This window comes from Mesorhizobium sp. M8A.F.Ca.ET.165.01.1.1 (assembly GCF_004792065.1).
Taxonomy (GTDB): domain Bacteria; phylum Pseudomonadota; class Alphaproteobacteria; order Rhizobiales; family Rhizobiaceae; genus Mesorhizobium.
In genome coordinates, this window is sequence record NZ_SRTH01000011.1 from 21589 (window position 1) to 41171 (window position 19583).

At 64.9% G+C, this 19583-nt stretch carries 20 protein-coding genes; 5 read left to right on the forward strand and 15 right to left on the reverse strand.

Annotated features, from left to right (window positions below; genetic code table 11):
• The first annotated feature begins 68 nt into the window (after positions 1-68).
• Positions 69-512: a hypothetical protein gene (locus EN808_RS24705; protein WP_127281232.1), complete on the forward strand. Its 444-nt coding sequence runs from the start codon at positions 69-71 to the stop codon at positions 510-512.
• Positions 509-2662, forward strand: coding sequence for a phosphatidylserine/phosphatidylglycerophosphate/cardiolipin synthase family protein (locus EN808_RS24710; protein ID WP_135917103.1), 2154 nt, complete (start codon positions 509-511; stop codon positions 2660-2662). Before EN808_RS24705 ends, EN808_RS24710 begins: the two co-directional genes overlap by 4 nt.
• A 141-nt stretch (positions 2663-2803) precedes the next feature.
• Here EN808_RS24710 and EN808_RS24715 read toward each other — a convergent pair whose 3' ends face one another.
• From EN808_RS24715 to rnk, 3 genes are all read right to left on the reverse strand, one after another.
• Positions 2804-4060 (reverse strand): D-amino acid dehydrogenase, encoded by a 1257-nt coding sequence (locus tag EN808_RS24715; protein ID WP_127280556.1) that lies wholly within the window; start codon positions 4058-4060, stop codon positions 2804-2806.
• A gap of 114 nt (positions 4061-4174) precedes the next feature.
• Complete coding sequence (locus EN808_RS24720; protein ID WP_127872156.1) at positions 4175-4720, reverse strand: GreA/GreB family elongation factor; 546 nt, start codon at positions 4718-4720, stop codon at positions 4175-4177.
• Positions 4721-4734: 14 nt separating this feature from the next.
• Entirely contained in the window at positions 4735-5154 is a 420-nt protein-coding gene (gene rnk / locus EN808_RS24725; protein WP_127281266.1) for a nucleoside diphosphate kinase regulator, read from the reverse strand.
• 10 nt (positions 5155-5164) lie between these two features.
• Here rnk and EN808_RS24730 point away from each other — a divergent pair, with 10 nt between their 5' ends.
• On the forward strand, positions 5165-5365 hold the full coding sequence (locus EN808_RS24730; RefSeq protein WP_127281267.1) for a hypothetical protein: 201 nt from the start codon (positions 5165-5167) through the stop codon (positions 5363-5365).
• Between the two features lie 64 nt (positions 5366-5429).
• On the opposite strand, the gene alr is transcribed toward EN808_RS24730, so the two are convergent.
• A complete protein-coding gene (gene alr / locus EN808_RS24735; protein ID WP_135917104.1) occupies positions 5430-6569 on the reverse strand; it encodes an alanine racemase in 1140 nt (379 codons plus the stop codon).
• Between the two features lie 91 nt (positions 6570-6660).
• Positions 6661-7179 carry an RNA pyrophosphohydrolase gene (locus EN808_RS24740; protein WP_135917105.1) on the reverse strand — a complete coding sequence of 173 codons (519 nt, stop codon included), beginning with the start codon at positions 7177-7179 and terminating at the stop codon, positions 6661-6663.
• A gap of 176 nt (positions 7180-7355) precedes the next feature.
• On the opposite strand from EN808_RS24740, the gene EN808_RS24745 reads away from it, so the two are divergent.
• The gene (locus tag EN808_RS24745; RefSeq protein WP_135917106.1) at positions 7356-7682 is read left to right on the forward strand and encodes a hypothetical protein; all 327 of its coding nucleotides are present in this window, start codon (positions 7356-7358) and stop codon (positions 7680-7682) included.
• Between the two features lie 29 nt (positions 7683-7711).
• Here the strand turns inward: EN808_RS24745 and EN808_RS24750 are convergent, their stop codons facing one another.
• From EN808_RS24750 to rsfS, 5 genes are all read right to left on the reverse strand, one after another.
• Positions 7712-8908: a divergent polysaccharide deacetylase family protein gene (locus EN808_RS24750; RefSeq protein WP_135917107.1), complete on the reverse strand. Its 1197-nt coding sequence runs from the start codon at positions 8906-8908 to the stop codon at positions 7712-7714.
• 182 nt (positions 8909-9090) lie between these two features.
• Positions 9091-10422: a S41 family peptidase gene (locus EN808_RS24755; protein WP_167531416.1), complete on the reverse strand. Its 1332-nt coding sequence runs from the start codon at positions 10420-10422 to the stop codon at positions 9091-9093.
• Between the two features lies 1 nt (position 10423).
• Complete coding sequence (locus EN808_RS24760) at positions 10424-11773, reverse strand: murein hydrolase activator EnvC (RefSeq protein WP_127275332.1); 1350 nt, start codon at positions 11771-11773, stop codon at positions 10424-10426.
• Positions 11774-11927: 154 nt separating this feature from the next.
• Positions 11928-12410 (reverse strand): 23S rRNA (pseudouridine(1915)-N(3))-methyltransferase RlmH, encoded by a 483-nt coding sequence (gene rlmH, locus EN808_RS24765; protein ID WP_135917108.1) that lies wholly within the window; start codon positions 12408-12410, stop codon positions 11928-11930.
• 80 nt (positions 12411-12490) lie between these two features.
• Complete coding sequence (rsfS, locus tag EN808_RS24770) at positions 12491-12868, reverse strand: ribosome silencing factor (protein WP_023777607.1); 378 nt, start codon at positions 12866-12868, stop codon at positions 12491-12493.
• Between the two features lie 242 nt (positions 12869-13110).
• Here rsfS and EN808_RS24775 point away from each other — a divergent pair, with 242 nt between their 5' ends.
• Positions 13111-13962, forward strand: coding sequence for a mechanosensitive ion channel domain-containing protein (locus EN808_RS24775; protein WP_135917109.1), 852 nt, complete (start codon positions 13111-13113; stop codon positions 13960-13962).
• On the opposite strand, the gene EN808_RS24780 is transcribed toward EN808_RS24775, so the two are convergent.
• The 5 genes from EN808_RS24780 to obgE form a co-directional block, all read right to left on the reverse strand.
• Complete coding sequence (locus EN808_RS24780) at positions 13963-15255, reverse strand: MFS transporter (RefSeq protein ID WP_135917110.1); 1293 nt, start codon at positions 15253-15255, stop codon at positions 13963-13965.
• A gap of 88 nt (positions 15256-15343) precedes the next feature.
• Complete coding sequence (locus tag EN808_RS24785; RefSeq protein WP_245520748.1) at positions 15344-15976, reverse strand: nicotinate-nucleotide adenylyltransferase; 633 nt, start codon at positions 15974-15976, stop codon at positions 15344-15346.
• A 27-nt stretch (positions 15977-16003) separates the two neighbouring features.
• Entirely contained in the window at positions 16004-17290 is a 1287-nt protein-coding gene (locus EN808_RS24790) for a glutamate-5-semialdehyde dehydrogenase (RefSeq protein ID WP_135917111.1), read from the reverse strand.
• Between the two features lie 3 nt (positions 17291-17293).
• The gene (proB, locus tag EN808_RS24795; protein ID WP_127872160.1) at positions 17294-18430 is read right to left on the reverse strand and encodes a glutamate 5-kinase; all 1137 of its coding nucleotides are present in this window, start codon (positions 18428-18430) and stop codon (positions 17294-17296) included.
• 4 nt (positions 18431-18434) lie between these two features.
• Positions 18435-19466 (reverse strand): GTPase ObgE, encoded by a 1032-nt coding sequence (gene obgE, locus EN808_RS24800; protein WP_135917112.1) that lies wholly within the window; start codon positions 19464-19466, stop codon positions 18435-18437.
• Between the last annotated feature and the right edge of the window lie 117 nt (positions 19467-19583).

Below are 19583 nucleotides of genomic sequence, written 5' to 3' on the forward strand. Positions count from 1 at the left end.
TGCGGCCCTCGGCCACGCAAGGCGGGCGCCGGGTGGGGACATCTTTCAGAAAGCTGGCGCGGATAGACATGCGAGCCGTTCTTGCCATCCTGCCGCTGCTTCTTGTCTCCGCATGCGCCAATCCATGGACAAAGGTACCGGAAGCCGAATTGCCCAGGCCGATCCGCTACGCCATGGCGCGCCCCTCGCCTTTCGTCATCGGCAATTACTGCGGTCCCGGCACCCGCACCGGCGATCTGTCGGCCCGGCCGGTCGACCGCCTCGACGCCGTTTGCCGAACCCATGACGCCTGCTACATCGCCCGCCGCGACCATTGCGACTGCGACGGCGCCCTTGTCGCCTCGGCGCGGGCAATCCGCGACGACAAGACGGCACCGCGCAAGACGCGCAGCGAGGCCGAACTGCTGATCGCCACCTTCGCCATACCCGTCTGCAAGGTTTTTCCGCAAGGTTTCATGCCGCCGCGCGACCCGGCGCAGTTGAGCGCCATGAAGGCCGGAGCCAACGGGTGAATAGCCGCACGATCGTCATCCTCGCCCTGTTCGGGCTGGCTGCCCTTGCCGGTTGTGCCGGTGCGGGTAGCAATGCCTGCGACTTCCTGGCGGGACAGGAAGCTTGCGCGCGGCCCTCGCTGTCGGCCGGCACGCCCGGGCCACAGGTCGCGGCGGCGTGGTTCTTCGGCAATGCCATCGACAGCGACTACGAAAGACGGTTCCTGGCGCTGCTTGCCAACAACCAGCTCGGCGCCATGGACCGAGCCAACGGCACCGGCCCGTTCGGGCGCAACCGCCGCGATGTCCAGAACCGCGATTTCCAGGCAACATATTCGACACTACGGCAACTGGCCGGACCGGTCGCCAACGCACATCTGCCGCCGGCCAGTGGGGGCGGCGGCGACGGCCATTTCGACGGCCGCTGGCGGGTGTCGCGGCAGACGCTCTACATCGATGCGGCGGCGCGGGCCTCGGCTTCCAAGACCTTCGATTTTTCCGGCTTGCAGGCACGCAGCACCGAGATCGTCGTGCGCCAGGCCGGCCAGCAGCCAGCCGATATCGAAGGCAGTTGCGACGGCGCATTGGCGATCCGCGCCGCCGGAGCCTCACGCACCATTGCCGCCGGCGCGGCATTCCGCCTTCGCCTGTCGAGCGAGAACGACACGGTCAGCCTGTTTCCGGCCGATGACCTGAACCGGTGCACGGCAAGGATCCGCTCCAGCCTCGCGCCCACCGGCGCGCCGCTCACCATCCGGCGCGAAGAGACCGCCGATCCGGCGCTCGCCAGTTTGGATAGCCGCTACCAGCGCTGCCCGGTCCCCGACGGCGTCGGCCTCGACGCCCTCGAGCGCGCCTTCTATGCCGGCCGGTGGCTGTCGCAGACCTGCGCCATGCCGATCGGTGAGCCCACGCTGCTGCGCAAATCGCGCGACGGCTTCAACGCCAAGGTCGAGGCGCTGATGGGCGCGCCTCTGTCCGATGCGGCAATAGACAAGGGCGATCCGGAATTGCCGCTCGATTTCTCGAAGGCGCCAAGGCTGAAGCTGATCTATCTGTCCTCGCTCGAATTCAAGGCCGACTTTTCCGGGCGCATCATCGAACGGCTGATCCGCCATCATGCAGCGCTTGGCGCCAAGGTGCGCATCATGGTCACCGACGTGCTTGAACGTGACAAGGACGACGCCATGCTGCAGCGCCTGGCGGCCGAATTCCCCAATGTCGAGCTGCAGGAATACCGCTGGCTGGCGGATCATGGCGCGCCGATCGACGAGCAGATTTCACAGCTGCACAAGACCCATCATATCAAGATGCTGGCGACGCTGGCGCAGGACCCCGCGCGTTCGCGCGTGATCATCGGCGGCCGCAACATCCATGATGGCTTCCTGTTCCATCGGCCGATCGACCTGTCCCGCTATCCGGACCTCGAGCAATACGGCAAGACCGATGGCCTTTCGCTGAACTACTATTCGAACTGGAGCGACTTCGACATCGAGTTCGCCGACAGGGCGATGGTCGAGACGCTCGCCGCGCATCTGTCGACAATATGGCTGCGCGACGCCGACACAAACCTGGCGCGTCCCTTCTCCATCCCGTTCCACGGAGATGGCCTGCCATCTGGCAATGCCCGGCATTTCATTTCGGTTCCCTATGAGGATGACCACGCGCTGGAGGCCTATTTCGTCGAGCTGGTCGACGCCGCCCAGCACCATATCCAGATCGTCAACCCTTACCTCAATCTGACGCCGAGCCTCGCCCGGGCCTTCGATCGGGCGCTCGCCCGAGGCGTCAAGATCGACATTGTCGGCCGCATCGACCTCAAGGGCGATATCGGCGGCAGGTTCCTCACCGCGCTCAACAAGCTGTTCGTCGAGAAATATGGCGACCGCATCGACATCCGCGAATTCAAGGCACCTGACGTGGTGCTGCATTCCAAGATCATGCTGATCGATGAAAAGCTGGTCGCCATCTCCTCGGTCAACCTCAACAACCGCAGCTTCTTCCACGATTCCGAGAACGGCATGATGGTGCTCGACCCCGCCTTCTACGCCAGGATGAAGCCGGTCTATGACGACTATCTCGCCCACTCGAACCCGGTTTCCACCAAACTGACGATCCCGTGGGCCTACCGGCTGCTGTTCGACGAGGCCTGGGTCAGGCAGGCGTTCTGATGCAATTCCAGGAAAAGTGCGAAGCGGTTTTCCGCCCGGAACTGCATCCACCCAAGAGATGTCGCCCAAAAGTGGCCCCGGTTTTGGGCAACGACATGCATCAAAGCAAGGAACAGAGCGCGCCGGCGAGACGCGCGCGGGCTATTTAAGATAACGCTCCTGCGCCAGGGCACGCACGTCGATGTCGGGTACCCGGTTCGAGATGATGTCGGCCAGCACCTTGGCCGAGCCGCAGGCCATGGTCCAGCCCAGCGTTCCATGGCCGGTGTTGAGATAGAGGTTGGACAGTTCGGTGCGGCCGATCAGCGGTGGTCCATCCGGCGTCATCGGCCGCAGCCCGCACCAGAACGTCGCCTCGCGCATGGCGCCGGCGCCCGGAAAGAGATCGCCGACCGAGTGTTCCAGGGTGCGGCGTCGCGATTCGTGCAGCCTGAGATCGAAGCCGGAAATCTCGGCCGTGCCGCCGACGCGGATGCGGTCACCAAGCCGGGTGATCGCGACCTTGTAGGTCTCGTCCATTACGGTCGACACCGGTGCGGCGGCGGCGTCCTTGATCGGCACCGTGATCGAGTAGCCTTTGACCGGATAGACCGGGATCGACCGCTTCATCCGGCGCATGAAACCCGCCGAATAGCTGCCCAGCGCCATGACATAGGCGTCTGCCGCCTTCCAGCCAGCACTGGTGCTCAGATTGGCGACACGATTGCGGCTGCGGATGACGCGCCAGATGGTCACGTCGTACTCGAACTTGACGCCGCGCGCCACGCAGAGCTCGGTCAGCCTGTCGGTGAACATCTTGCAGTCGCCGGTCTCGTCATGCGGCAGTCTCAGCCCCCCGACGAACTTCTCGCGCACGCCGGCCAGCCCCGGCTCTGCCGCGATGCAGCCATCCTGGTCGAGGATTTCGTACGGCACGCCATATTTCTTCAGCACCTCGACATCGCCTCCGGTGCCGTCGAGTTGCTTTTGCGTGCGAAACAATTGCAGCGTGCCCTGGGTCCGCTCGTCATAGGCAATGCCGGTCGCTTCGCGCAGCGCCTTCAGCGTGTCGCGGCTGTATTCCGCCAGCGGCACCATACGCGCTTTGTTGATGGCGTAGCGCTCGGCGGTGCAGTTGCGCAGCATCTTGACCAGCCATGTCCACATATGCGGGTCGAAGGCCGGCCGCACCACCAGCGGGCCGTGCTTCATCAGGAGCCACTTGATCGCCTTGAGCGGAATGCCGGGGCCGGCCCAGGGCGAGGCATAGCCGGGCGAAATCTCGCCGGCATTGGCAAAGCTGGTCTCCAGCGCCGGGCCTTTCTGGCGGTCGATCACCGTCACCTCATGGCCGGCCTCAGCGAGATAATAGGCCGTGGTCACCCCGATGACGCCACTGCCCAGCACCATGATCTTCATCATTCACTCCTTACGCCGTGTCCTTCATGCCGAAGGACACGGCCACATCTGCGATTTGCGCACGATCGCCGGCGAAAATCGATTCCGATCTTCTCAACCATGCGCCGTGGCTTTTCACGCCGCCGACGGACCGGGATCGTCGTCTTTCCCTGTCTGCCGCATTCCTGCCGTCTCGCCAAGAGGCCGGATAGACGTGTCAGCGCTGTAGACGAGGGTCAGCCCATGTGGCCGCGATCCGCCAGCGGAAGCTCTTTCCCGGGCTGCCCGCCGCGCGGCTTCCGGCTGATAGAGCACCGCCTTGATCCGGATCGATTCGCGCCTGCCGTCGGGGTGTTCGAGCGATGCCGTCTGGCCTTGCGCCATGCCAAGCATGCACAGGCCGCGCCTGGTTGCCACCGACAGGCTGGAGCCGACCGGTCCGCGCACGTCGTTCTGCACCAGGGTGCGCGTCTCGGCCGCACCGGCATCGACGCAAAACACCACCCGGCTGTTCAGCGTCACGATATCGGGTTCGACCGACTCGATGGGCACGACGCCGGCATTGGAAAGCTTCTCTTCGATCATCGCGACCATCGGATCCGCGAATGCCCGCCGGCGCTCGAGCATTACTTCCAGGACGGCGAAATCCTTCGTCGTCAGGCGGCAGCTTCCGTTTTTCATTATCGCCTCCACGATCAGTGCTCGCCGCCGCCGGCGGGCGTATCGACCGCCTCCACGGTTGCCGACAGTTTGCGGCCGCCACGGCCGCTCCAGCACACCACCTGTCCGGTGCTGACGCCGACAAGCGCCGTTCCCATCGGCGTCAGCACCGAGATCCGGTTTTCGGCAATGTCGGCGTCGCCTGGATAGACCAGCGTGATGCGCCTGATATCACCGCCTTCACCGCGAACCGTGACTGTCGACCCCATTCGCACGACGCCGGCCGGAATTGCCGCCGCTTCCGTAATCACCGCCCGGTCCAATTCCGCGAGCAGCTCATCGGCCGTCTCGGGCGCGCGGTCGAGCACGGTCCGGGCCAGGCCGGCCAATCTGTCATGGTCGGTGTCGCTGATTAGAATCTGGGCGGATGGATGCAGTCCCGTTGCATGTTGCATGGCAAACCTCATGGATCGGCGCATCGAGCGGATGCGCGCTTGCCGCCGCGTTGACGGCGGCCTGATGAAAGCCGGCAGCCGCGGAGAGCGGTGCGGCTTGATGGCGATGGGTGGATGTATGGATGCCCCGGTACGGACGAACGCCGAAAGGCGGCCGCGCCGGGGCTACGATCCCGCGATCGGGCAGACCCTGAACAAGGTTCTGATATAAGCGAGGTTGCTCATGCGCCGAACCTTGCCGACAGGCGTCCGCTTGTCAAGCGCGGCCAAACCGCTCAACCGCCGACAAAGCGCCGGTGGAAGCGCGTGCCGAGACTGGCCAGGATTTCGTAGCCGATGGTGCCGGCATGGCCGGCGGCGTCGTCGACGGTTTGCGAAGGGCCGAGCAGTTCGACGAGATCCCCTTCGCGAAGCTTGCCGGGCGGCAGGGCGGAAATGTCGAGAATGATCGAATCCATCGACACCCGTCCGAGGAAGGGCAGGCGCACCCCCTCGAACCAGGCGGCCGACGCGGACCGGCGCAGCCAGCCATCCGCATAGCCGAACGAGATCGTCGCCAGGCTGAGCGGCGCTTCCGCGTGATAGGTGTGGCCATAGCCGATGCCGGTGCCCTGTTCGACGCTGCGCGTCTGCGCCACCTTGGCCTGCAGCCGCACCACGGGCAGCATCGGGTTGGGTTCGGCGGGCGTCGGATTGATGCCGTAGAGCGCGGCGCCAGGGCGGGCCAGATCATAATGGTACGACGGCCCGAGAAAAATGCCGGAGGAATTGGCGAGCGAAGCGGGTGCCTCGGGCAGCCTGGCGCGCAACCGCTCGAAGGCCAGCCGCTGCTGTTCATTGGCGGGATGGCGCGGCTCGTCCGCGCATGCCAGATGGCTCATCACATATCTGACGGCGATGCCGTCGAACGCGGCGGCATCACCGGCCATCGCCTCGACTTCGGCCGGCGCCATGCCAAGCCGCGACATGCCGCTGTCGACCTGGATGGCGGCTGGAAGTTTTCGGCCAACGCGATGCGCCGCCGCGCGCCAGGCTTTCAACTGCGCGCCACTGTTGACGACCGCGCACAGATCCGACGCGACCGCCTCCGGCTCGGAGCCTGGCGGCAATCCGTTCAGCACGTAGATCTCAGGTCCGGCCCCGATCGCCTTGCGCAGCGCGATGCCTTCGGCCAGCAGCGCGACGAAGAAGATGCCGCAGCCTTCCTTCATCAGCGCCGATGCCACTTGGCTCGCGCCAAGACCGTAGCCGTTGGCTTTGACCACGCCGGCGCAGCGCACGCCGCCCAGCCTTGCCTTCAGCCGCCGGTAGTTTTCACGGATCGCACCGAGATCGATGGTCAAGATCGCCCCGACAGCCGCTTGGCTTACGGCGGCGACGTCATGGGGCAGCGACCTTGCGGGGGCGTCGTTCATGGCGACCCTCCTTGTAGCGGATTAACATCAATAGGACCGACGCGCCGGCACGGCAACCAAGGTCCTTCGAACCCGGTCGCAACTCGTCCAGCTACGGCACCAGGTGCCGGAACGCCGCCACCACGTCTTCATAGACCTTGCGCTTGAACGGCACGATCAGGTCGGGAAGATCCTGCATCGGCCGCCACGACCATTTGTCGAATTCGGCGGTGTGGCCGCCCGGCGGCGGGTTGATCTGGATTTCGCTGGTATCGCCGTGGAAGCGGAACGCGAACCATTTCTGGGTCTGGCCGCGATACCTGCCCTTGAAGGCAATGCCGACGAGATGATCCGGCAGGTCGTAGTTGATCCAGTCCGGCGCCTCGGCCAGCAGCGAGACGCTGCGCATGCCGGTCTCCTCATAGAGCTCCCGCTCCGCCGCCTGCAGCGGCTCCTCGCCCTTGTCGATGCCGCCCTGCGGCATCTGCCAGAGCTGCGTCGTGCCGGCGAATTCGCTGTCGGGTTCGGCAATGCGATGCCCGACCCAGACCAGGCCATCGCCATTGAGGATCATCAGCCCGACACAGGGCCGATAGGGCAGCGTTTCGCGGTCGATCGTCTTTTTGGACATTAGTCAGTTTCCAGCTGTTTTGAGAATCGCTCCGACGACGCGGTGCGACTGGGCGGATCGAGAACGGAGCGTACCCAAACTGGGCTTACACCGGAAGCGCGGAAACTGCGCCGCGTTCGAGTTGGCTGTCACCCAGCCTGTTGCCGCTGTTGCGGTCGAATGCGAAAATACATCTTATGAAAAATATCCAAATCATCGACGGCGCTCTGAACGCTACCTTCAGCATATTCCAGGCAACCGAGGAGGAGTTCGCCGCCATCTTCCCCGACGGGCGAGATATGGAATTGGCCGAAGACCTCTTCGAACGGCTAGGCGAAGAGGAGGCTGGCCGCGTGCTAGCTCCGCTTTGGAGCCGCCCTACCCTTAAGCGCGATGCGCTCGGAATCCATGGGACACTATTCTACAACAATGAACATCGGCAAATCCCGCGACCTAAGCGCGAGGTCGATTGGGATAGCGCGCTCAACGAAGCACAGAGAAAGCTCTTCTCTCGCCATCGCTGAAATCGTCACAAGCTGATTGTCCACATCGTCTATCCTTTTTGCGGATCGACGGCCACCGCTGAAACCGGCACGATCTCGATGCCACGCTTCTTCGCTTCAGCGATCCAGGCGGTGACGGTGTCGACCGTCAGGTCGAAAGCCGAGCCGATACCGACAGCGGTACCCTTGGCACGCGCGGTCGCTTCGAGACTGTCGAGCTTCTTCAGGATGGCGCCGCGATCCTGCACCGCGTCGATCGCCGTGTCGCCGGCGACGAAGGGCACGCCATCCTTCAACGCCATGTCCGGAGCCAGGCTGCGCGCCGACGAGCCGTCGTCGATATAGGCGAGGCCCCTTTTGCCGAGCTCGGCCATGAACGGCTGCATCGCCGCCGCGTCGGAGGAAAAACGCGCGCCCATATAGTTCATGACGCCGGTATAGTTCGTCGTCCGCGACAGCGCCCAATGCAGATTCGCGAGATTCTCGTCGGGGGTCGCCGCCACCGTCAGCGTGTTGCGGCCGGGGTTGACATTGGGATAGTCGAACGGTTCGAGCGGCACCTGCATGACGATCTCATGGCCGCTCTGCCTCGCGGCCTGCATCCAGCGGCCGATGCTGTTGCCCTGCGGCGCGAAGGCCAGCGTCACTTCCGCCGGCAGTTTGGCGATCGCCGCCTGGGTGCCGGTCTGTGAAACAGCGAGCCCGCCAATGACGATTGCAACACGTGCGCCACGCGTGCCGGACCATGGCCGCGCATAGACGTCGAACGGCCGCCGGCCATCGGCGGAGCGCATCGGCAAAGGCCCGGTTTCACTGGTTTCGATCAGCGCCCTGTCGGGAATATGCGCGATCTTGAGGTTCTGGCCGACTGTCGACGGATCGCGAATGACGATTGCCGCCTTGGGAGGGCCATCACCTTCTTCCGTCTGCACATGGATGATCTGCGGACCGCCGCTCTTGGTCGACAAGTCCTTCGCCGGCGTCTCCACCTTTGGCGTCGCTGCCGGGGCCAATGCGGGAGGCGACACGGCGGGCTCCGCCGCCGCGGTCACTTTCGGCGTCGAAACGGCGACTTCCTGCGGTTTTCGAAACGGCTTTTCCCTGAGCGCGATCGCGGCCGAGACTCCGACCACGGCCAGCACGACCGCGCTCGCCGCGATCACGCCTACGCTGATCTTGCCGGCGGCACGCGGCGCCCGGACCGTCTGTCCAAGCGGGCGTTCGATGTCCTTGCCGATATCAGCCAAGCCCTGTCCCCGGTGCACGGTCCGAAGGCGACCTCCTTCGGGAAGCACGAATTCATCAATCCTGGCGCCCCCCTTGGCGCCGTCCCTGGAGGCCTGGTCCTGCCCCGAATCAAACTGCCGGAACCTCACGGTCCCGGCAGCATCGCATTGCTTCGTTCAACCGGCCAGACCGGTTGCCCGCCTTACTGGTTGAGCACGGCCTTTTCCGGATTGGGCGGGAAGGCCGGATCGGTCTTCTGGCCGCGCAGCAGCTGCTCGGCATAGATGAGCTGCAGGTCGTCCTTCGGATCCGGCGGCACATAGGCTGCGGAGCCGGAGCCGGTCTTGCTCTCGTCGGCGCCCTTGATATGGCCCTTGAGATCGGACTCGCCGCGCGTCAGGTCCCTGCCCTGCAGTTCCGGCGGCAACGGCTGGTCGACCTTGATATCGGGCGTGATGCCCTTGCCCTGGATCGACTTGCCCGACGGCGTGTAATAGAGCGCCGTCGTCAGCCTGAGCGCGCCATTCTCGCCGAGCGGGATGATGGTCTGCACCGAGCCCTTGCCGAAGGACTGCGTGCCGACCACCGTGACGCGGCGCAGATCCTGCAGCGCACCCGCGACGATTTCCGAAGCGCTGGCCGAGCCGCCATTGACGAGCACGATCATCGGCTTGCCGTTGATGTCGTCGGTCTGCTTGGGCTTGGCGTCGAAGCGGGTAACGTCCTTGGGATCGCGGCCGCGCGTCGAGACGATCTCGCCGCGCTTGAGGAAGGCATCCGACACGCTCACCGCCTGGTCGAGCAGGCCACCAGGGTTGAGGCGCAAGTCGAGCACATAGCCCTTCAGCTTGTCGTCCGGCACCTGCTTCTTGATGGTGTCGATGGCGTTCTCGAGGTCGTCATAGGTCTTTTCGGTGAAGGAGGTGATCTTCATGTAGCCGATGTCGTTCTCGACCCGGAACTTGACCGCCTTGACCTTGATGATGTCGCGCACGACCGTCAGTTCGATCGGCTTGTCGGCGCCCTGGCGCAGGATGGTCAGCTTGATCGGCGTGTTGACCAGGCCGCGCATCTTGTCGACCGCGTCGTTGAGCGTCAGGCCGCGAACCTCCTCGCCGTCGATCTTGGCGATATAGTCGCCGGCCAGCACGCCCGCCTTGGCGGCCGGCGTGTCGTCGATCGGCGTGATCACCTTGACCAGGTCGTTCTCCATGGTGACCTCGATGCCGAGGCCGCCAAATTCGCCCTTGGTCTGCACGCGCATGTCCTGCGCCTGTTCGGCGTTCATGTAGGAGGAGTGCGGATCGAGCGAGGAAAGCATGCCGTTGATGGCGTTCTCGACCAGCGACTTGTCGTCGGGCGGGGTCACATACTGCGCTCGCACCCGCTCGAAGATGTCGCCGAAGATCGCCAGTTGCTTGTAGGTCTCCGATCCCGCAGCGTTCGCCGCCGAGCCGGGTGCGCCATAGACAAGGCTCATGGCGGACGCGCCCATCAGCGCACCGGCAAACAGAAGCGACAGTTTCCGCATCATTTCACGTCCTTCCAGAAAAACGGTCCGCCCACCATGGGGCCGGATCGACGGGTTTTCCATCCTTGCGGAACTCGACATAGAGTTCCGGCGTGGCATTTCCATTCTTCGAAACCGAGGTGCTTGCCACCCGGGCTTCTCCCATCGCGCCGACCGGCTCTCCTGCGAGCACTGACTGGCCAGTCGCGACGCTGATTCTGCTCATCCCAGCCAAGACGACATGATAACCGTCGCCGGCATTGAGGATCAAGAGTTGACCATAGGAACGAAACGGCCCCGCATAAAGCACATTCCCATCCGCCGGCGCGGTAACGATGGCTCCCGATTGTGTCGCAACCATGTCCCCAAGCATCAAGGCGCCGTTACCGTCGTCGGCGCCGAACCGGCGTTTGATGCGGCCTGTGACCGGCAGGGCGATCTGTCCCTGCAGCGCCGAGAAAGGCGCTGCCGCCGTCAACCGGTTGCCCTCGGGAACCGGCAACGATGCCGTCTGGTCGCCTCCGGGCTCGGTACCGCCGGCCTGGCTCGCGGCGGCTGCCTTCGCCGCATCCGCGGCCTTGCGGTTCTTGTCCGCCTGCGCTTCGAGCGAGGCGATCAGATCCTTCAGGCTGCTGGCCTTGGCCGCCAATTGCTCGGAACGCTGCTGTTCGGCCGCCATCTGCGCCTTCGTGTCGGCCTCGAGCTTCTGCTTGGCTTCGAGCAGCATGCCAAGACGTCTCTTCTCCGCCGCCTGGTCGCCGACCGCGGCCGTCAGCCGCGCCCGTTCGGCCTCGATCGAGGCCGTCACCCGGGTCTGTTCCTTGAGATCGGCCAGCAGCGCATCGGTCTGCTGGCGCAGTTCCGGCACCACGGCGCCGAGCAGGATGGCGCTGCGCACCGACGACAGCGCGTCCTCCGGCTTGACCAGGATCGCCGGCGGCGGATTGAGCCCCATGCGCTGCAGGGCGCCCAGCACTTCGGCCAGCACGTCGCGCCGCGCCGACAGTGAAGCGCGTATCTTCTGTTGCTGGCCCTTCAGCCCCTCCAGCTTGGCGCCGATGTCCTCGATGTCCTGGCCGAGCTTCTGTTCGGTCATCGCCGACTGGATCAGCGCGGCGGTGATCGAGGCGTGGTCCTTCTTGACCGCGGCGATATCGGCGGCGAGCTTGGCCAGCCGTTCCGACGACAGCGTTATTTCCTTGGAAACCTGCTCGTATTCGGCGCGGCTCTGGTCCGGATCGGGAGCCATGTCGAGCGTGTTTTCCGCCCGCGCCGCATGGAGCGATAGAAGCATCACCGCCGCAGCGATGCCGCAGCGCGCGCTCCAGGAGCCCCCGGTCGATGAGCCCGTCGTCGATTTATAGCCTTCAGACATTCGCGATCGATTCTATCCGCGGCTTCGTTAACGAATCATCAACCATGTTAGCGCCCGTCGCCCAAAGGGTTCGCAAAAACGCCCTGCAAAGCAAAAGCAGCCCCCAGATGAATTTACGCGGCATTGGGGCTAAATTCGGTGCGACCCGGCGCTTTCAGGACCTGTGATAGGGATGGCCCGACAGGATGGTCGCCACCCTGTAGAGTTGTTCGCCCAGCATCACGCGCACCAGCTGATGCGGCCAGGTGAGCGCCCCGAACGACATCACCAGCTCGGCCCGGTCACGCAGCGGCGGATCGTGGCCGTCGGCGCCGCCAATGGCGAGCACCAGCGCCTTGCGCCCACCATCGCGCAACTGTCCGATATGGCTGGCGAAATCCTGGGAGGACAGGCTCTTGCCTCGCTCGTCGAGCAGGATGAGGGCAGTGCCTGGCTGCAGCTGCGCCTGCAGGCGCGAGCCTTCGTCGCGCTGGCGCTCGCTGGCGCTCTGCGCGCGGCCCTCGGCGATCTCGGTGATCCCGGCGAATTCGAGCCCCACGGCGGGCCCGCTCTTGGCGAAACGCTCGAAATAGCGGTCGGCCAACTCCCGCTCGGGGCCGGCTTTCATTCGGCCCACGGCATGAACTGAAATCTTCATCCTCGCCTCTATGAGCCGCTAATGCATGTCACCCAAGTGGGAACCGGTTTAGGCAACGACATGCATCAGACAAAATCGGCTTAGTGGAGGGTCTCTTCCTCGAGATCCGGCGCCTGCCACATCTTTTCGAGATTGTAGAATTCGCGGACTTCGGGACGGAAGACATGGACGATGATATCGCCAGAATCGATCAGGACCCAGTCGGCGCCGGACAGCCCCTCGACGCGCGCCGTGCCGAGGCCGGCATCCTTGAGCGCCTTGAGGAGATGGTCGGCGACAGCCGAGACATGACGGTGCGATCGGCCCGACGCGACGACCATGTAGTCGCCGAGGCTCGATTTCCCCTGAATGTCGATTGAGACAATATTTTCGGCCTTGGAGTCTTCCAGACTGGCAAGGACTGTCTTGATGGCACGGGACACGGCGTCGTCTACGCTGATCCTGGCCGGCGAAGGCATGATATCGGCCTTCTTCCGCAGTGCTGTTCTCAGTGTATTTCCTTTCGCAGCAAGAACAACCAAATCACCCCTGAAAGCAGGTGACACCACTTAGATAGGCAGAGTTCCGTTGCAGTTTCAAGACGGAGCCCCAACTGACGCGAACTTGCCGACTGGCATATTGTTCCGCGCGACACGCAAAAACATCGGAACCCAGGCGTCCGGCAGCGGTTATCGGCTGACCGACCAACCGGAATCCCGCCATGCCGATCGACCCGCAAAACACCCTTCTCACCGTCCAGGCCGGCCTCGCTCAGCTCAGTACGCTGATCGTCTCCTATTCCTTCTCGGCCATCGGCGCCGTCATCCTCCTGGTGGTCGGCTACATCGTTGCCAACCTTGCCGAGCGCTCGATCTCGGCTGGCCTCGGCCACATCCACGGGTTCGACGCGACGCTGCGGCATTTCTTTTCCAAGATCGTGCGCTACGCCATCCTGATCCTTGTCGTCATCATGGTGCTCGGCCAGTTCGGCGTGCAGACCGCATCGATCATCGCCGCGATCGGCGCCATCGGCCTGGCCATCGGTCTCGCCCTGCAAGGCACGCTGCAGAACATCGCGGCCGGCATCATGCTGCTCGCGCTGCGGCCGTTCCGCATCGGCGAATCCGTCGAGGTCGGCGCCATTGCCGGTTCGGTCGAGGAAATCGGCCTCTTCGCCACGAAGCTCAGGACCGCCGACGGCGTCTACATACTGGCCCCCAATTCGACGCTGTGGAATCAGCCGGTACGCAATTTCACCCGCAACGGCGTGCGCCGCACCGACATCACGCTCAGCATCGGCTCCTGGAACGACATAGATGGGGCGCAGAAGACATTGCTTGCCATTGCCGGCGCCGAGAAGCGCATTCGCCGCGAACCGGCGCCGATCGCCTTCGTGGCCGCACTCGGCGACACGACCGTTTCGCTCACCTTGCGCTACTGGACCGCGGCGGCGGACTATTTCGCCACCCAGATCGACATGACGAAACGCGCCAAGCAGGCCTTCGACAGCGAAGGCATCTCCATCCCGCTGCCACCCCCGGAAGCGCCGCCACCCGAGGTCCGCAAACAATAATCAGCCGCCCCTGTGGCGGACCTCTTCGTCCGGCGCGAAGGCGAGTTCCACCGGCAACGGTGTTTGCGCCGACATCGGCGCGAAACTGCCCGTGGCGGCCGCCGGAACGGGCCGCGCCGCGATCACCCGCCACAGCACGAACAGGCAGAATACCGAGGCGATGACGATGCCGACATAGATGAAGGTTGCCGTGCCGAAGACGGCGGAAAGCGCAGTGACGATGCCCGGCACGATGAAGCCGGCGAGCGACCAGGCAAACAGCATCGAACTCGACAGCGCGAGCAGTTCATCCTTCCTGGCGCGGTCGGCGGCATGCGCGCTGGAGAGAGCGTAGATCGATTCCGCCGCCCCGTCCCAGATCAGGTAGATCACCAACAGGACCATCAGCGCACCGCCGTCGAAGGCGATGGCAAGCACGCTGGCGACGACCGCCAGCGCCGCGGCGCCGGCAAGCACGTAACGCCGGTCGGTGCGATCCGAAAGCCAGCCGAGCGGTATCTGCAGGATCAGCGTGCCGACTGGCATCGCCGACAGCAGCAGCGCGACATCGGCCTGGCTGTAGCCCTTGGAGGTGGCGTGGATGGGCGCGAAGCCGGAAATGATCATCGACAGGCCGCCGACCGCCAGCATGCCGGCGACGCCGACCGGCGAGATCCGCCAGGCCTGGCGCAACGCCACCGAAGCCGCCTGCGGCGCTGGCGGCTGGGCAAGCCGCGTCATGCCGACAGGCAGGATCGACAGGGCGGTAAAGGTGATGCCGATCAACGACGCCGCGGCCGTGTGGATGTCGATGACGGCAAGCGTCGCGTAGCCGACGCCAAGGCCGGCAATATAGGCGACGTAAAACACAGCCATCACCCGGCCGCGTATGGCGTTCGGCAGCGCATCGTTGAGCCAGCTCTGCGCGACGATGAACAGGCCGCATATGGCAAAGCCGTAAAGCGCGCGCGCCACGATCCACAGCAGCGGGTGCGGTCCGGCGCCGATAGCGGCATTGGACAGCGCGATCAGCGCCGACAGCACCATGAAGGCGCGTGCATGGCCGACCCTGCGCACCAGCGGCCCGGTCAGGATGCAGCCGGCAAGGCCGCCCGCCGACAGGCCGGTGACGATCAGCCCGGCCCAGACCGGATCGAACCCCTCCACGCCGAGCCGCACGGGGATGTAGGCGAACATCAGCCCATTGCCGATGGCAATCAGCGCCATCGATACGATGACGCTGGCAATCGCGATCAGCGGCGCGGGCGTGTCGCCTTGCTCGGGATCGAGTGTGGGGTGGGTCTTTTCCAGCATGCCCGATCAGCATCGCCTATTGATTGGGCGGATGCCGCTGCAAAAACGACATCGCTGGCCCGATGATTCCGCCACCCGAACCGGCCGCTCAGCCCTTCGCCATCTCGCGGATCGCGCTCGACGACAGCGATGAACGCGGACCGTGGATAAAGGTCCAGGCCGGCGCCTTCATGCGGGCGAGCAGCGGTGCGTCGCCCTCGTCGATGCGGGCGTAGTCGAAGGTCTTGGCAACCACCGACGACAGGAACGACAGCGTGGCGCCCGGACGGTCGATGACCGCGATCGGAAAGGTGAGCACAATCTCGCGCCAGCGCTGCCAGCGGTGGAAATCGCGCAGCGAGTCGGCGCCCATGATCCAGACGAAGTCGACGCCGGGATTGCGCGCCTTGACCAGAGCCAGCGTGTCCGCGGTGTAGCGCACATTGTGTGCCGCCTCGAAGGCCGTGACCTTGATCTTCGGGTTCTTGGCGATCTTCTCGGAAAACGCGATGCGCTCGCTCAGCGGCGCTAGCTCGCGCGTGCTTTTCAACGGATTGCCCGGCGTCACCATCCACCATAGCTGGTCGAGTGCCAGGCGCCGCAAAGCGATTTCGGCAACCAGCGCATGGCCGGCATGCGGCGGGTTGAACGAGCCGCCGAACAGACCCACCGCGAGGCCCTTTTCGGCGTGCGGCATGCGAAGATAGTGGGAGGGTACCGCCGGTTCGGAAGAAGCCAGCATCGCTTCAGGCTCTGGCGACGAACAGCGTCAAGGTCTCACCTGTCCGGACCCGCGTACACGGTATTTGAACGAGGTCAGCTGTTCGACGCCGACCGGCCCGCGCGCATGCATCTTGCCGGTGGCGATGCCGATCTCAGCGCCCATGCCGAATTCGCCGCCATCGGCGAACTGCGTCGAGGCGTTGTGCAGCAGGATCGCCGAATCGATCTCGTTGAAGAACCGTTCCACCGCCTGGCCATCCTCGGCGACGATCGCCTCGGTGTGATGCGAGGAAAAGGTCTCGATGTGGTCGATCGCGCCACTGATCCCGTCGACCAGCTTCACCGCGATGATGGCGTCGAGATATTCCGTTACCCAGTCGGCATCGGTCGCCGGCTTGGCGTCGAAGAAGACTTTCATCACTTCGGCATCGGCATGGAGCTCGCAGCCGGCGGCGCGCAGGGCATCGAGGATCGGCACCAGATGGCTGGGGGCGACCGCGCGGTCGACCAGCAGCGTTTCGGCGGCACCACAGACACCGGTTCGCCGCATCTTGGCGTTGACCGCGATCCGCACCGCCATGTCGAGATTGGCCGACCGGTCGATATAGAGATGGCAGATGCCTTCGAGATGGGCGAAGACCGGCACCCGCGCCTCACTCTGCACCCGCCCGACCAGGCTTTTGCCGCCGCGCGGAATGATGACGTCGAGATTGCCGCCAAGCCCTTTGAGCATTTCGCCGACCGCGGCGCGGTCGGTGGTCGGCACCAACTGGATGGCATCCTCGGGCAGACCGGCCGCCTTCAGCCCCTCGACCAGGCAGGCGTGGATCGCCGAGGAGGAATTGAGCGAATCCGAGCCGCCGCGCAAGATCACCGGATTGCCGGCCTTGAGGCAAAGCGCGCCGGCATCCGCCGTCACGTTCGGCCGGCTTTCATAGATGACGCCGACGACACCGAGCGGCGTACGCACGCGCTCTATGTGCAGGCCGTTGGGGCGATCCCATGCGGCAATGACGTCGCCAACCGGATCCTTGAGCTCGGCAATTTCGCGGATGCCATCCGCCATGGCGCGGATGCGCGCCGGATTGAGTTTCAGCCGGTCCATGAACGAGGCCGACAGCCCGGATTCCTCACCATTCGAGACGTCGACGGCGTTGGCGTCGAGAATGTCCCGTTCCCGGGCGAGGATTGCCTCGGCCATGGCGACAAGCGCGGCATTCTTGGCGGCGGTGGTGGCGATGGCCAGCGGTCGCGCGGCAGCGCGGGCACGGCGGCCGATATTGGCCATCAGCGCCACGGTATCGTCCCCGGATTTTTCATGCAGCTTCAGCATGGCTCATCCTCCGCTTATGTCGCCTCCAGCGTGACTCACCACGAGATCATCGCGGTGGATCATCGCCGAACGCGCCTCGTAGCCGAGCACGGTTTCGATCTCGGCCGTCTTCAGGCCTGCGATCCTTACGGCATCGGCGGCATCGTAGGCAACCAGCCCGCGCGCGATCTCGCGGCCCTCGGGCGACAGGATCGCCACCGTATCGCCGCGCGAGAAATTGCCGCTGACCAGTTTCACGCCGGCCGGCAGCAGCGACTTGCCCGAAATGAGCGCGCCGATGGCGCCGGCATCGACGGTCAGCCGCCCGGCCGGTTCGAGCTGGCCGGCGATCCAGGTCTTGTAGCCCTTGACCGGATTTGCGCTCGGCTTGAAGAAGGTGGCGCGCTCGCCGCGCTCGATCGCCATCAGCGGCGAGAGCCGGGTCCCCGAGGTGATGATCATTGCCGTGCCGGCGGCCGTGGCGATCTTGCCGGCATCGAGCTTTGTGCGCATGCCGCCGCGCGACAGCTCGGACGCCGCCGCACCCGCCATCGCCTCGATGTCGGGCGTGATGCGGTCGACCAACGGAATGAATTTGGCTTGCGGGTCGCGCGCCGGCGGCGCGGTGTAGAGCCCGTCAATGTCGGACAGCAGCACCAGAAGGTCCGCCCCCATCATCGTCGCCACCCGCGCGGCCAGCCGGTCATTGTCGCCATAGCGGATTTCGGAGGTCGCCACCGTGTCGTTCTCGTTGATGACCGGCACCGCCTTCATCTTCAAGAGCGTCGATATCGTCGCGCGTGCATTGAGGTAGCGGCGGCGTTCCTCGGTGTCGCCGAGTGTCAAAAGGATCTGGCCCGATTTCAGGGCGCCTTTGCCGAGCGCATCCGACCAGGCGCCGGCGAGCGCGATCTGGCCGACGGCCGCCGCTGCCTGGCTTTCCTCGAGCTTCAGCGCCCTCTTGCCGAGGTCGAGAATGGTACGGCCAAGCGCGATGGCGCCCGACGACACGACGAGGATCTCGGCGCCGCCATTGGCAAGCACGGCAATATCGTCGGCGAGCGAGGCGAGCCAGTCGCGCTTCAGGCCGCTGGTGCGGTCGACGAGCAGCGCCGAGCCGATCTTGACGGTGATGCGCCGGTATTTCCTGAGCGACTGCATGGCCCTACTTTTCCCAGCGCGTCTCGACCGGGGCGGCAATTTGCGCGCGGGCTTCGGCGATCACCGCCATCAGCGCGCGCTGCACCGCCTCGACACCCTCGCCGGTGACGGCAGACAGCAGCATCGGCGCACGCCCGGCGGCGCGCTTGAGTGAAGCAACCTTCTTCTTGCGTGCGTCGGCGTCGAGCGTGTCGACCTGGCTCAGCGCCAGGATCTCGACCTTGTCGGTCAGGCCGTGGCCATAGGCTTCGAGTTCGGCGCGCACGGTCTTGTAGGCCTTGCCCGGATTTTCCTCCTGTGCCGAAACCAGATGCAGCAGCACACGCGTGCGCTCGACATGGCCGAGGAAGCGGTCGCCGATGCCGACGCCTTCATGCGCGCCTTCGATGAGGCCGGGAATATCGGCGATGACGAATTCGCGTGCATCGATGCGCGCGACGCCGAGGCCCGGATGCAGCGTCGTGAACGGATAGTCCGCGATCTTCGGCTTGGCCGCGGTGACGGCCGCCAGGAACGTCGACTTGCCGGCATTGGGCAGCCCGACCAGTCCCGCATCGGCGATCAGCTTTAGCCTGAGCCAGATATTGAACTCCTCGCCCGGCAGGCCTGGATTGGCGCGGCGCGGCGCCTGGTTGGTGGAGGTCTTGAAATGCTGGTTGCCGAAGCCGCCATTGCCACCCTTGGCGAGCAGGAAGCGCTGGCCGACCACGGTCAGGTCGCAGATCAGCGTCTCGTTGTCTTCCTCGAAGACCTGCGTTCCGGCCGGCACTTTCAGTGTGACGTCGGCACCCTTGGCGCCGGTCATGTTGCGGCCCATGCCGTGGACGCCAGTCTTGGCCTTGAAGTGCTGCTGGTAGCGATAGTCGATCAGCGTGTTCAGCCCATCGACCGCTTCCAGCCAGACATCGCCGCCGCGACCGCCATCGCCGCCATCCGGCCCGCCGAACTCGATGAATTTTTCGCGCCGGAACGACACCGAACCGGCGCCGCCGGCGCCGGAGCGGACATAGACCTTGGCTTGATCAAGAAATTTCATGGGATCGCAGTTTCTTTTATTGGCCTTGCGGCATTGCTCTAAACCTTGGGCCTTGCTCTAAACCAAGGCGCGGCCAAGGGCGAGGCCGTTTTGTGACAATGGCCGTGTGGGGTCGGC